Annotated in this window: 9 protein-coding genes; 2 read left to right on the forward strand and 7 right to left on the reverse strand. The window is 63.6% G+C overall.

The window, feature by feature from the left end; all coding sequences use genetic code 11:
* The first annotated feature begins 46 nt into the window (after nucleotides 1-46).
* Nucleotides 47-1348: an amidohydrolase gene (locus NJU76_RS03900; RefSeq protein ID WP_254531476.1), complete on the forward strand. Its 1302-nt coding sequence runs from the start codon at nucleotides 47-49 to the stop codon at nucleotides 1346-1348.
* The gene (gene ilvA, locus NJU76_RS03905) at nucleotides 1345-2619 is read left to right on the forward strand and encodes a threonine ammonia-lyase (protein ID WP_254531477.1); all 1275 of its coding nucleotides are present in this window, start codon (nucleotides 1345-1347) and stop codon (nucleotides 2617-2619) included. The genes NJU76_RS03900 and ilvA overlap by 4 nt, the downstream gene beginning before the upstream one ends.
* 218 nt (nucleotides 2620-2837) lie before the next feature.
* On the opposite strand, the gene NJU76_RS03910 is transcribed toward ilvA, so the two are convergent.
* From NJU76_RS03910 to NJU76_RS03940, 7 genes are all read right to left on the reverse strand, one after another.
* Nucleotides 2838-4199 (reverse strand): aminotransferase class III-fold pyridoxal phosphate-dependent enzyme, encoded by a 1362-nt coding sequence (locus NJU76_RS03910; RefSeq protein WP_254531478.1) that lies wholly within the window; start codon nucleotides 4197-4199, stop codon nucleotides 2838-2840.
* Between the two features lie 121 nt (nucleotides 4200-4320).
* On the reverse strand, nucleotides 4321-5985 hold the full coding sequence (locus NJU76_RS03915; RefSeq protein ID WP_254531479.1) for a BCCT family transporter: 1665 nt from the start codon (nucleotides 5983-5985) through the stop codon (nucleotides 4321-4323).
* 585 nt (nucleotides 5986-6570) lie between these two features.
* Nucleotides 6571-7218 carry a DUF8102 family protein gene (locus tag NJU76_RS03920; protein ID WP_254531480.1) on the reverse strand — a complete coding sequence of 216 codons (648 nt, stop codon included), beginning with the start codon at nucleotides 7216-7218 and terminating at the stop codon, nucleotides 6571-6573.
* Nucleotides 7219-7309: 91 nt separating this feature from the next.
* Entirely contained in the window at nucleotides 7310-8590 is a 1281-nt protein-coding gene (locus NJU76_RS03925; RefSeq protein WP_254531481.1) for an amidohydrolase, read from the reverse strand.
* 118 nt (nucleotides 8591-8708) lie between these two features.
* Entirely contained in the window at nucleotides 8709-9098 is a 390-nt protein-coding gene (locus NJU76_RS03930) for a Rid family detoxifying hydrolase (RefSeq protein ID WP_254531482.1), read from the reverse strand.
* 66 nt (nucleotides 9099-9164) lie between these two features.
* Nucleotides 9165-10547, reverse strand: coding sequence for an aspartate aminotransferase family protein (locus NJU76_RS03935; RefSeq protein WP_254531483.1), 1383 nt, complete (start codon nucleotides 10545-10547; stop codon nucleotides 9165-9167).
* Nucleotides 10548-10716: 169 nt separating this feature from the next.
* Nucleotides 10717-12111 carry an FAD-binding oxidoreductase gene (locus tag NJU76_RS03940; RefSeq protein WP_254531484.1) on the reverse strand — a complete coding sequence of 465 codons (1395 nt, stop codon included), beginning with the start codon at nucleotides 12109-12111 and terminating at the stop codon, nucleotides 10717-10719.
* Between the last annotated feature and the right edge of the window lie 677 nt (nucleotides 12112-12788).

Consider the following 12788-nt stretch of genomic DNA (forward strand, 5'->3'; position numbering starts at 1 on the left):
CAACAATTGTGTATAATTAAGGTGGTGGATCGCGATAGCACCGAACATGTCCGAGCCGATTCAGGATCGACTCGTCACGGTTCGCCGTCGCTTTCACCGCTACCCGGAGCCCGCGTGGCGCGAGTACCTCACTACCGCTCGGCTCGTCGAAGAGATACGGGAGATCGGTGTCGACCAACTCGCCGTCGGACCGGCCGCCTACGACCCTGCCGATAGGATGGCCGTCCCTGACGAGGACCTCGAGCCGTGGTTCGAGCGCGCTCGCGAACGCGGTGCGGACGAGACGGTGCTCGAGCACATCGCCGGCGGCAATACCGGCGCAGTCGCGACACTCGAGCGCGGCGAGGGGCCGGCGATCGGATTGCGCGTCGACATCGACGGACTGTTCATCGAGGAATCGACCGACGCGGAACACACGCCAGCCGCCGAGGGCTTCCGCTCGGAGATCGGGGGGACGATGCACGCCTGCGGCCACGATGCGCACATGACCTGGGGACTGGCCGCGCTCGAGGCGATCGCCGAGAGCGACTTTTCCGGACGGCTGGTCGTCTTTTTCCAGCCGGCCGAGGAGACGGGTGGCGGCGGCTGCCCAATGGCGAAAAGCGAGTACGCAGCCGACCTGGACTACCTGCTCGCGATCCACGTCGGGCTCGATCACCCGACCGGCGAGGTCGTCGCCGGAATCGAGAAGCCGCTCGCGATGTGCCACGTCGACGCGACGATCGAAGGGACCTCCGCGCACGCGGGGAAGGCGCCAAACGAGGGAGACAACGCCATGCACGCGATGGGAACCGCGATCGAGAACGCCTACGGTATCCCCCGACACAGCGACGGAATGACCCGCGTGAACGTCGGGAAAGCCGAGGCGGGGACGGCGAGCAACGTCATCGCCGAGCGCGCACACATGGAGGCCGAGGCGCGCGGCGAGACCACCGAACTGATGGAGTACATGAAGCGTCGGCTCGAACGCGCGGTTCGATCGGCGGCGACGATGCACGGTTGTACGGCCGAGGTCGACGTCGTCAGCGAGTCGCCGCGGGCGGACAGCGATCCCGAACTGCAGGACATCGTCAGCCAGGTCGCGAGTGGAGTCGCCGGCATCGAGCGCGTGGTGCCGGCCGCCGACTTCGGCGCGAGCGAGGACGCCACGTTCCTGATGGAGCGCGTCCAGAACGATGGCGGGCTGGCGACGTACGTGATCGTCGGGACGGATCACCCGACGAGCCACCACACGCCGACGTTCGACGTCGACGAGGAGAGTCTCGAACACGGCGTCACCGTACTCGTCGAGACGATTCGGGAACTCGAGCGGCGACATCCGGTCACCCGCAGCGAGGACGAGGGATGAGCGGGGAGCGCGAGGCAGACGACCGTCGCGGGCCGAACGAGAGCTCGGTTTCCCTCGCGGACGTCGAGGCGGCTCGAGAGCGCATCGCGGACGTCGTCCACCGGACGCCACTCGACACGTCGCGGACGTTCGCCGAATTGAGCGGCGCGGCCTCGGTCGGACTCAAACTCGAGAACGTCCAGCGAACGGGCTCGTTCAAGATTCGCGGCGCGTACAACAAGATGGCCCAGCTCTCGCCCGCGGAGCGCGACGCTGGCGTCATTGCCTCGAGTGCGGGCAACCACGCCCAGGGAGTGGCGCTCGCCGGCGACCTGCTCGACGTCGAGACGACGGTCGTCGTCCCGGCGGTTACCCCGGCCGCGAAGATCGAAGCGACCCGTGGCTACGGAGCCGAGGTCGTCGTCGAGGGCGACATCTACGAGCGCTCCTACGAATACGCCCTCGAGCGAGCCGCGGAGACTGGAGCGACGTTCGTCCACCCCTTCGACGACGAGGCGATCGTCGCCGGTCAGGGGACGATTGGGCTCGAGTTGCTCGAACAGTATCCCGACCTCGACACGGTGTTCGTCGCGATCGGTGGCGGCGGACTCATCGGCGGGATCGGAACGGTTCTCGACGCCGCCGAGCGCGATATTCGGGTTATCGGAGTGCAACCGACCGGGGCGTCGCACGCGAAACCGTCGCTCGAGGCCGGCGAGATTCGCGAACTCGCAGACGTCGACACCGTCGCGGAGGGGATCGCCGACACCCGAATGCTCGAAACGACGTTCGAGATCGCCCGCGAGGTCGTCGACGACGTGGTGAGCGTCAACGACCGTGAAATCGCCGCAGCAGTGACCTTGCTGGCCGAACGGGCGAAGACGATTGCGGAGAGCGCCGGCGCTGCCCCCCTCGCCGCCGCGTTGTCCGACGAGATCGATCTCGAGGGAGAGACCGTCGCCGTCGTGATTTCCGGTGGGAACGTAAACCTCACCGAGCACGCCGAATTGACCCGGACCGGCCTCCACGAACTCGAGCGCTACGCCGAGGCCCGCCTCGCACTCGCGGACTGGCCGGCGGCCGTCGGCGACGTGGTCGAGACAGTGACGGACCGGGGTGGCGAACTCGACGTCCTCGAGCGTGCCCGCCGAACCGCGGTCGATCATCCGAATCGAACGCCTGTAATACTCGGGCTCGAAGGCAGCGGCCCGGCGCATCTCGACGGTGTGCTCGAGGCGCTGTCCGAACTCGAGGGTGTCTCGATCGTCGAACGATCGCTCGAGTTCGAGTAATTGCGCTGCGAATACGTCCGGCGCGCCGACCAGGCCCACTGGCGCCGTTCTCCCGCGAGAACGGGCGACAGTATCCTCCCGCGAGACAGAAAACGGGAACCACACGTGTACCAGAAGTCGGTGAAACAGTATTCGTTTACCGAGCCTGTCAGAGACGAGTGCCGGCCGAGTACCACGCCGGCGAAGAAACGAAAATCGATCGCGGATACTCGTGCTCGCTACGCGACCGTCGGACTCGCACCGACCGCCTCGATCGCCTCGAGGAAGATACCGATCCCGAGTTCGATCTCGCGCTCGGTCGAATCCAGCGGCGGGAGCAACCGGATCGTCTTCTTCCCGCACCCGAGGGTCAGGAGACCGCGCTCGAGGGCGGCCTGAACGACTCCGGTTCGCCGCGCCGGCGTATCGAACTCGACTGCGAGCATCAGGCCCTTCCCGCGAACGTCCTCGACGTAGTCGGGCGCGTCGTCGCCCAGGAGGTCTTTGGCTTGCTCGCCACGTCGGGTAGCGTTCCCCAGCAGGTCGTATTCCTGGATGGCCTCGAGCGTGAACGCGCCCATCATCGACCCAAGCAGGTCGCCGCCACCGAAGGTCGACCCTAAGCGATTCTTTTCGTCCGGGAAGATTTCGGAACGGGAGATCGTGGCGCCGACGCGGAGGGCCTTCGCGCTGGCGATGACGTCGGGTTCGATCGGGTAGTGGTCCGAGGCCCAGATCTCGCCGGTGCGCCCGATTCCGGCCTGAATTTCGTCGACGACCAGCGGGATGTCGTAGGTGTCCGAGACGTCCGCGACCTCCTGCATGAACGCCTCGCTGGGGAAGCGATATCCGCCGACGCCCTGAATCGGCTCGAGGGTGAGGAAGGCAATCTCGTCCGGATCGACGTATCCCCCTTCGGGTGCGAGCATGGACCGCAATTGCGAGCCCTCCCCCGCGAAGAACCCGCAATCGCAACTGTCGGCATTACAGCCCCGATCCGCACAGAATGGCACCGTCTCGATTCCGCTGATTTCGGGGTACTGACGGGTGTAGACCTCCTTCGATTTCGTGATCGACAGCGTTCCGAGGGTGCGGCCGTGAAAGCTCCCTGAAAAGGTCACGCCGTACTTCGCGGGGGCGCGGAAATCGTTCGTGATCTTCATCGCGTTCTCCATCGCCTCGGCGCCGGAGTTCGAGAGGAAGACCGTGTCCATACCGTACCGGCTCGAGACTTCGGTCAACTTCTTCATCAGATGGCTCGAACCGGGGAACTCGGTATCGGCCGGATCAGGGCCGGCGCCAAAGTACAGGTCCTGGCCGGCGATCTTCATCGGCTCGACGAGGTCGAACTTCCGGACTTTCTCTGTGACCTTCTCGTTGTTGTAACCGAGCGGTGCCGCGCCGATATGGCAGGTGAAATCGAGCAACACGTTGCCGTCGACGTCGGTCACGAACGGCCCGTCGGCCTCCCGCGTGACGTCCCAGACGAACTCGTGGGAGTACTCGCTGGGCGCCGAGTACTCCTGATGGAAGTCGACCCATCGCTGCGCGTTCGGCCCTGGAAGCGCGTCCGCGTCGGGTTCGGCCGTGTCCCTATCCATACACAGTTTATGTATACATCGTACATTAAAACTTGTTATAGACTGTCGACGGGAGCTGCAAAAAAACAGACAGCATGACGGCCGAAGCGGGCGGCCAGCGGAGACGAGGGCGTCGGGCGAGTCAGTCGTCGTCCGATTCGACGGGACCGCCTGGGCCGGCGGGCGATTCGGTGTCGGTCGTCTTACTCGAGCCGACGAGAACGGTTTCGTCCTGAAGGAGAACTCGACCGTAATTCGACCCGAAGTCCTTGATCAGCGCGAGCATCGAGAGGAAGCACACGAAGGCGAAGGGCGTCCCCGTGATGATCGCGGCCTGCTGGAGCGTGTTCGCGCTACCCGTGCCGCCGAGGATCATCAGAATCGCCGCGGTCATGCCGAGGACGACCCCCCAGAAGATCCGGTTGATGGTCGACGGGCGCGCCTTGCCGCCAGTCGTCATCATCGAGACGGCCAGCGTCGAGGAGTCCGCCGACGTGACGAAGAACGTCGTCACGAGGACCATGAACGCCAGCATGAAGATAGTTCCCATGGGGAACGCCTCGAACAGGATGAACCCGGAGACCTCCGCACCGGCCTCGCCTGCGATCACCGCACCGAAGTCGGCGATACCGTTGTGATGAGCCCAGACGGAAGTTCCGCCGACGAACGTGAACCACGGGATGGTCGCCGCAGACGTCGCGACGATTCCGGTGAATGCCACTTCGCGGACGGTGCGTCCCTTGGAAATGCGGGCGATGAACAGGCCCGCGAACGGGGACCACGAGAGCGCCCAGGCCCAGTAGAAGACGGTCCAGGCGTTCATCCAGTTCGTGGCCTCGGGATTACCCGCGCCCATCGCGCCGGCCCCAGTAAAGAGGCTCATCGAGACGAAGTCGGAAATCATCCCGCCGAACGCCTGCGTCCCGAGCAGGATAAGAAACAGCGTCGGGCCGACGAAGAACGTCGCGAACATGAGGATGACGAAGAGGATCATGTTGAAGTTCGACAGCCGACGGATCCCCTTGTTGACCCCGAGCACCATCGAGGTCGTAAACAGTAGCGTCATCATCGTCACTACGAGGAGGATACCGACGTTCCCCATGCTGATGCCCCACTGGTAGTCCAATCCGGTTACGAACTGGCTCCCAATGAAGCCGAGCGAGGTGGCCACGCCGCCGATCGTCGCGAAGACGGCGAGGATGTCGACGACTTTGGCGAACGGGCCGTCCAAATTATCGGCACCGATGATAGGCGTCAGCGCCGATGATACCCGCAGGGGAACGTTCTCGTAGTTGTACGCGAAGTACCCGATGGCAATCCCCATGATAGTAAACACCGCCAGCTGGGGGAGCGCCCAGTGGAACAGCGTCTGCTGGACGGCGATCGTCATCGCTTCGGCCGATCCGCCTTCGACACCCTCGAACAGCGGTGACGGATTGGCGTAATAGAACAACGCCTCTGTCGGACCCCAGAAGACGACCCCTGCCGCGAAGCCTGCCGAGTACAGCATCGCGAAGAACGACAGGAAACTGTACTCGGGCGACTCGTCGCCCAGCCTGATCGACCCCCACGGGCCGACGATCAGGAACAACAGAAAGATGACGATCAGAAAGACGATCAACAGCAGCGCCCAGTTAAACGCACCGAGCAGCTGTTCGTTCAGCGCCGAGATGCCGCTCTCGACCGTACTCGGGCTGATGAAGAACGCCGCGATCACTCCGACTGTCAACAGCGCACCGAACAGGAAGACCGTCGTATCGATCTCCTCGCGGAACTCGGCGACCATTCCCTTCTCGGCGCCACTCATCGTCTCACCCCCGAAATCGGACGACAGCTCGGTAATTGTCTGTGCCTCCACCTACTGTTCGCCATGCTGCGTGATGGCATACCGAGATCATTGGCGTCGTATACAATAAGTGTTTCTCACTTGCGGAGTCCATCCACAGATTGTGTGTACTGCCCGGGCGCTCGAGAGGATGGCCGCCCTCGGAGGGAAACGGCCACGGGCACAACCATAACTATTTTTGTGGTATTTTCTGCTCGTTACGGACAGATCGAAAGACAATCAGGTTGGCGTATACCTGCGTTCGCCTCGTTCGTAGGGAGACGAAGTTCATAGAATCGGCTGTCCCTATCGACGCGACAACTCGAGATTCGGTCCGGAGAAAACGAGATCCCCCGTCGATTCGAGCGGCTAGCCAGAGGAGCACCCATGAGGAGCACTCATACGGTCTGCTGTAACGATGTACCGGTGCATCCGCAGGACGGTCGCGGTTGCACCGGCAATGACTGACAGTAGTCCGTATCAGTCGGCACGGACGTCGAAACGGAGAAAACACCGGCGAACCGAGAATAGAGGTAGAACTTCGACGCCGACGTGACGTGCCGACCGTCAGTCCGTCAGTTCTTCGAACGTCCGCTTGCGAGACGTGGCGCTCTCGGTCACTCGCTCGGAGAACTCGTCGACGCGGTCCTTGATCTCTTCGCGGGTGTCCTCCGGCGAAAACGCATCGGACATCGTCAGTAGCCGAACGAACGCGCGGAGTTCCTCGTCGGTGAGTTGGGCGAACTCCTCGTTCTCGAGTTTCTCGATGACTTCGTCGACGTCGATCTGACCGACTGGTTCGACGTTGAACTCGACGTTGACCATTCGGTAGTGAGAGCCGGCGAGGCGCTGTTCGGCTTTCCCGACACCCTCCGACAGCATGTCCTTAAACGGGGTGTAGTATCCCATCGTCCCGAGGTGGAGGAACGCGAGCATGTCGGTAATTCCCTGCGTGTACGCGTCGCGTTCGTCGTCGTTCGGGTCGAACACCGTCTCCCGGTCGCGTTCTTCCATGTACTCGAACAGAATACTGAAATCGAGAATCGCGTTCCGTACCCGGCGTCGAATTCGGTTTCGCTTCTGTTTCTTCGAGTGGTCAGTATAGTCGGTTTTCCGGCCGAGCAAGAAGTCGCGGTCGGAGGGCGTCAGAATGCCGCGTGGGCGGTCCGAGTCCGCCGCCGTCTGGAGCGACTCCGGCACGTCGTCCTGGCTCATATAACAGACAGTGTACCTGCGCGCGAATTAACGTTTCCCATTCCCCGATCGTGACCGGGAACAGACAATTCGTCGGGCGAACGGAGCCGAATTACGGTCGGCGATGGGAGAGTTCGATCGCCGTCTCCGAGAGCAACGCGACCCCGATCCCGAGGCTCTCCTCGTCGACGTCGAACGTCGGCGTGTGGTGGCTCGTCGGGTGATCCGTTCCGACGAGGACGTAGGAGGCGAGGCCGCCGCCGTCCTGGACCCGCTTCATCAGGTACGTCACGTCCTCGCTCGCACCGAAGTCGGCGGTCGGCACCACCCGTTCGACGCCCTCGACCTCCCAGGCCACGTTTCCGATGAGATCCCGAAGCGCGGGATGGCTGTCGACGCGGGGAGACTCGCCGAGCACCCGCGGCGTAACGTCACAATCGTGCATCTCGGCGGCGGCATAGAGGACCCGCTCGAGTTCGGTGCGGGTGTATTCCATCAGCGCCGTCGTCTCGCCGCGCACTTCGGCTTCGATGGAGACCTCCTCGGCGATGACGTTGCTCGCAGTCCCGCCCTCGATGCGGCCGACGTTCACGCGGGTCATTCCGTCGCTGTGCCGGGGGATGCCGTATGCGTTCTGAATCGCCGTGGCGGCCGCTTGCATCGCGTTCGCACCTTCGTTCGGCGCCTTCCCCGCGTGTGCACTCGCGCCCTCGAACGTCGCAGTCAGGTGAGCCATCGCAAGCGGCTTCTCGACGCCCGCGACGATTTCGCCGGTCGGGTGATCGAGCCCGACGTGGATCGCGAGCAGGTAGTCGACGTCGTCTATGTATCCGCCCTCAGCCATCGCCTTTCCGCCACCCGAGATTTCCTCGGCCGGCTGGAAGAACACCTTCAGCGTTCCCTCGAACGCACTGTCTTTCAGGGCTTCGATCGTGCCGAGCGCGATCGCGAGGTGGGCGTCGTGACCGCAGGCGTGCATGTAGCCGTCGTGTTCGGACCGAAACCCCTCGGCGGCCGGCCGGTGATCGCGGTCGGTCGACTCCCGCATCGAAATCGCGTCGAGATCGACGCGCAATCCGACACACGGGCCCATTCCCTGCTCGAGGACCGCGACGACTCCCGTGTGGCCGTCGGCCGTGCGCTCCAAGATGTCGGACCGAACGCCCGCCTCACGAGCGCGTTCGACCCAGGGCTCGAGTTCTGACGCGGAGGGCACAGCCATTCGTTGGTCGGTCGCCAGCGCCTCGCGGCCGACAGCGAGTTCGTCGACGCCGATTCGCTCGAGTTCCTCCACGACCCGGGCCGTCGTCTTGAACTCGCGCCAGCCGGGCTCCGGATAACGGTGAAACGCCCGACGCAACTCGCGCAGTCTGTTTCGTGGCTCGTGAGACATTCTTTCACAGAAAGTAGGGCGAGGTGCTACTTAACGGTGATCGATCATCGCAGCCGCGCCGTCCCCGATCGACGCGGTCGAGTCGGGGACCGACATCGCGAGCCACCGGCGCCGGCGATTAGCCTAGATAGGCCGTCGCGTCCAGCTCCACGCGAACGTCCTCGGGCAACCGAGCGGCCTCGATGCACACTCTGGCCGGTGGGTCCGCCCCGAATCGGGCGCCGTACGCATCGTTGACTCGTTCGTAGTCCTCGAGATCGGCCAGATAGACGGTGATCTTGACGACGTCTGCGAGTCCGTCGCCGCCGGCTTCGTCGACGACTGCGGCGACGTTGTCGAGCACCCGGTCGGTCTGCGTCTCGATGTCGCCGTCGACGGTCTCGCCCGTGTCCGGGTCGACCGGGCCGTAGCCGGAGACGTAGAGCGTGTCGCCGGCCCGGACGCCCTGCGAGTACGGGTTGTCGTTGGTCGGTGCGTCGTCCGTTCGAATGCGGTGTGTGTCGGTCATTGGTTCGAGCGGTAACTGTGATGAGGTGATCGGGTCGAAAATCGGTCGGAACAGAACGCGTCTCGCTCAGGCGGTCCGTTTGGATTCGGCGAGTACGTGTTCGACCGCGTCGTCGATGACGTCCAGCGCCGTTTCCGCCAAGGCTCGAGTGAGCACGAGCGGCGGAATGATTCGCAGGATGTTGCCGTGGCGGCCGGCCGTCCAGATGAGGACCCCGTGTTCGAAGCAGTACTGCTGGATGGCGTCGACAGCGTCGCCGTCTGGAGCGCCATCCGCATCGACGAACTCAGCGCCGATGAACAGGCCCCTGCCGCGGACATCGGCGAGGCGTTCGTTTCCGTCACCGACGTCGCGAAGCCGACCGCGAATGTATTGGCCGAGGTCGCGTGCGTGGGCCAGCAAATCGTGGTCCTGGATGTACTCGATGGCACGGGTTCCGGCCCGCATCCCGACGACGTGACCGCGGTACGTGCCGGCGTGGTCTCCTGCGCCCCACGTATCGAGGTCCTCGTGATACATCGTCGCCGAGAGCGGGAAGCCGACGCCGCCGAGCGCTTTCGCGGAAGTCATCACGTCCGGCGTAACGCCCTCCCAGTCGCTCGCCCACCACCGTCCGGTCCGTCCGAGCCCGCTCTGAATCTCGTCGAAGACGAGCACGACGTCGTTGTCGTCGGCGATATCGCGCAACCCCTGGAGGAACCCTTCCGGTGGCGTGACGATCCCGCCTTCCCCCAGGATCGGTTCGACGATGATCCCCGCCGGATTCGCTAGCCCGCCGTACGGATCCTCCACGATGGCCTGTACCTCCTCGAGCGCGTGATCGACGGCCTCTTCGGACGTCTTGTCCTGGTGGAACGGGTACGGATACGGCGCGTGGACGACGTCAGGGAGCAGCGGTGTGTACGGTCCCTTGAACTTCTTGTTCGACGTGACGCTCATCGCACCCGTCGTCGCACCGTGGTAGGACCCGCGAAAGGCGATCAGGCCGTCGCCGCCGGTGTTGTACTTGGCAAGTTTGATCGACGCCTCGATCGCGTCGCTGCCGGTCGGCCCGCCGAACACGACCTTGTTCCGTCCCTGCAGGCCGTCGGGTGCGATCTCGTCTAACTTCTCTATCAGTTCGAGGCGCGCGTCGGTCGGGAAATCGACCGTGTGAACGAACTTGTCGGCCTGTTCGTGGACGGCCTCGAGGACGTACGGGTTCGAGTGACCGACGTTGAGGACGCCGATTCCCGCGAAGAGGTCGATGTACGTATTGCCGTCCACGTCGCGAACCGTTGCGCCCGTTCCCTCCTCGAACGCGATTGGGATATCGTTCGGATAAGCGACCGCGCTACTGTCGATTCGGTCCTGTTTCTCGAGCAGGTCCCGCGTCTTCGGGCCGGGAACGGAATCGACACTCGGTGCATCCTGGAAGTGGAGTTCGTCTATCGGCGGTCCTGCCGTCATACGTAGGGGGAGGAGAAACAATCATAAATAATTTGTCCACAATATCCATGCAAGTAGTATACAATAATTGACTACGGGTCGGCATCCAAGTCGACTTCGAACGAGTCCAACCGAGTTCGCCGCAGTCGGTATCGAGCAGGTCGAAAAGGATACCCAGGGACGCAGGTTCTCAAGCAGCTGGCTCGATGTTCTGGTTCACGTGGAAGAAGTTGTCCGGATCGTACTGGGCCTTGACCGCTCGCAGTCGGTCGTGATTATCGCCGTAGGTAGCCCGAATTCGGTCCCCTCCCTCGTCCATCATGAAGTTGACGTACGAGCCGCCGGCCGAATGGGGATGGAACGCCTCCCAGTACTCGCGGGCCCAGTCGGTGATCAGGTCGTCGTTGTCGGCGTCCGAATCGACGCCCGCGATGACCATCGACCAGGTCGCATCACGGTAGTTCCAGGCCGTTTCGTCCGCATCGACGCGGCTGGCAGCCCCGTCGATTGGGTACAGGTGCATGAACGATTGCGTCGTCGGAACCTCCGCGAACCGCTCGTGGACGGCGACGGCGTCGTCCGAGAGTTCCGCGACGAAGTCACCCTTCCAGTACCACTGGTCGCCAGGCGGATAGATATCATCGAAGACACTCTGAATGGCTGGATACGGCATCGGATCGACGTGCTCGAAGAGGGGTTCGGCGACGGTCCGCGCCTCTCGGAGCGCACCGTCGGCGCGCTCTTCCGATCCCGTGCAACACCACACCAGACCACAGATCTTCTCGCCGTGAATCTCGGGCGGAAACGGTGCGCCCGGGACCTCGCCGGTCAGGTAGAAGGCATAGACGTCTTCGGGTGCTCGCGGGAGCCAGTCGCGGTACCAGCGCATCGTCGACTCGAGTCGGTCGATCGGCCAGATCATCGGTCCGCCGATCACGGTCTCGACCGGATGGAGCCGGAATTCGAAGGAGGTGACAACGCCGAAGTTACCACCGCCACCTCGCAGCGCCCAGAAGAGGTCCGGGTGTTCCTCCCTGCTGGCGCGGACCAGCCGCCCGTCGGCCAGGACGACGTCGGCGCTCAGCAGGTTGTCGATCGTCAGTCCGTACTGGCGCGTCAGGTACCCGTGCCCGCCACCGAGGGTGAGGCCGCCGACGCCGGTCGTCGAGACGACGCCGCTTACGGTCGCCAGTCCGAACGCGTGCGTAGCGTGGTCGACGTCGCCCCAGGTACACCCGGGTTCGACCCGCGCCGTCTTCGCGTCTGGATCGACGCGGATGCCGTCCATCCCGGAGAGATCGATCACAAGGCCGTCGTCGACGAGCGCGTGGCCGGCGCCGTTGTGGCCGCCACTGCGGATTGCTGTTTCGAGACCGTGTTCGCGACCGAGGGTCACGGCCGCGATGACATCGGCGACGTCGGTACAGCGAACGATCACCCGCGGCTCCTTGTCGATCATGCCGTTGTAGATCGCTCGAACGTCGTCGTATTCGTCGCCCGTGGCCGGATGGAACACGGGTCCGCGAAGCGTCTCTTCGAAGGCTCCCACGATCGGGTCGCCGCTCGAGTCGGTGTGTGACGCCATCTGCTCACACCACCCGTGATGCGTCGAAGTGGCGCAGTCCCCACGGCCTCACGCTAAACACGGCGCCGCGGTCCCGACACTGTGGCAACCGCGTGATCATCGAGTCCGACTTCACAGTCGGTCTGGCACCCGGAAACTCGCCTCGCGACGTGCGGGCCTGATCGTCGTTCACTTCGGTCGTTCGGTAGTGTACAGTCATACTGGATCTTCGACCGACGAGACGAGCCCCGACAACGTGTAAATTCCTCGTGAAATATTTCATCCCGTGAAAGCGCCGTCGACCGGTGGGCAAACGACACTTGAGCGAGTACACGACCGACGGGACAGCCAGATATGCCGAGTGAAGTACCACGGGGGCAAGCCCCGTGGCTTCACCGTGTTGGCGGCAGGCCCAGAAACGGGCCATATGGCCGCAGGCGAATGTACTTCCCCTCGGACTTCCCGAGATGGGTCAGCTGGAAGTAACACCCGAACACCCGGTGCGTCCGTGAGGGTCGGCCGCTCCACCACGGCCCGATGGCATCCGTCGCACCACGCCGAAGACGTGGGTTTTGAGAGAGTCACATTCCTCCGCAACTGTGCACAGTTGCGACGAATTACGATCTGTAACTCGCCCAACTGTAGCTCTAAACACGTTAGAAAAGCTAATAAAGCGTATGCGATTCACCCTCGAGGTC

Origin of the sequence: Natrinema gelatinilyticum (assembly GCF_024266705.1) — an archaeon.
In the GTDB taxonomy this organism is placed as follows: domain Archaea; phylum Halobacteriota; class Halobacteria; order Halobacteriales; family Natrialbaceae; genus Natrinema; species Natrinema gelatinilyticum.

Bases quoted from the DNA above. Each gene is read 5' to 3' on its own strand.
- NJU76_RS03925 (WP_254531481.1), bottom strand. From the start codon at position 8,590: ATGTCTCACGAGCCACGAAACAGACTGCGCGAGTTGCGTCGGGCGTTT.
- NJU76_RS03910 (WP_254531478.1), bottom strand. From the start codon at position 4,199: ATGGATAGGGACACGGCCGAACCCGACGCGGACGCGCTTCCAGGGCCG.
- ilvA (WP_254531477.1), top strand. From the start codon at position 1,345: ATGAGCGGGGAGCGCGAGGCAGACGACCGTCGCGGGCCGAACGAGAGC.
- NJU76_RS03900 (WP_254531476.1), top strand. From the start codon at position 47: ATGTCCGAGCCGATTCAGGATCGACTCGTCACGGTTCGCCGTCGCTTT.
- NJU76_RS03920 (WP_254531480.1), bottom strand. From the start codon at position 7,218: ATGAGCCAGGACGACGTGCCGGAGTCGCTCCAGACGGCGGCGGACTCG.
- NJU76_RS03915 (WP_254531479.1), bottom strand. From the start codon at position 5,985: ATGAGTGGCGCCGAGAAGGGAATGGTCGCCGAGTTCCGCGAGGAGATC.
- NJU76_RS03935 (WP_254531483.1), bottom strand. From the start codon at position 10,547: ATGACGGCAGGACCGCCGATAGACGAACTCCACTTCCAGGATGCACCG.
- NJU76_RS03930 (WP_254531482.1), bottom strand. From the start codon at position 9,098: ATGACCGACACACACCGCATTCGAACGGACGACGCACCGACCAACGAC.
- NJU76_RS03940 (WP_254531484.1), bottom strand. From the start codon at position 12,111: ATGGCGTCACACACCGACTCGAGCGGCGACCCGATCGTGGGAGCCTTC.